Source organism: Bradyrhizobium sp. 25ACV, assembly GCF_054863005.1.
The window spans coordinates 1-320 of sequence record NZ_JAVAYO010000053.1 but is presented as its reverse complement, the minus strand read 5'-3'; the positions used below and the strand labels follow the sequence as shown (position 1 = coordinate 320).

The 320-nt window shown below is 65.0% G+C and carries 1 protein-coding gene; it reads right to left on the bottom strand.

Annotation, left to right across the window (positions count from 1 at the left end; all coding sequences use genetic code 11):
• Window positions 1-320: Hpt domain-containing protein (locus tag RAD04_RS38525; protein ID WP_461627948.1), on the bottom strand; the 320-nt coding region annotated here is incomplete at both ends.

The following is a 320-nucleotide window of genomic DNA, read 5'->3' as shown; positions in this document are numbered from 1 at the left end:
GCTTCGGCAACGGGAGCTGCACCGGCAGCCATTGCCGCCATGCCCTGCTCGACCATCGCTTCCAGCTTGTCGATGAGGTCGCGGTCGGTCCCCTCGGGCTCGGCTTCGGTGGCTTCGAGGCCTGCGAGGATTTCCTTGATGCGGTCGATCGAGGACAGGATCACCGTCACCGCCTGCCCGGTCACCGGCATGCCGTCACGGAATTTGCCCATCAACGTCTCGCCGGCATGCGCCAGCGCTTCCAGCCGCGGCAATCCGAGGAAGCCGCAGGTGCCCTTGATGGTGTGGACCAGGCGGAAGATGTTATCCAGGATCTTGGC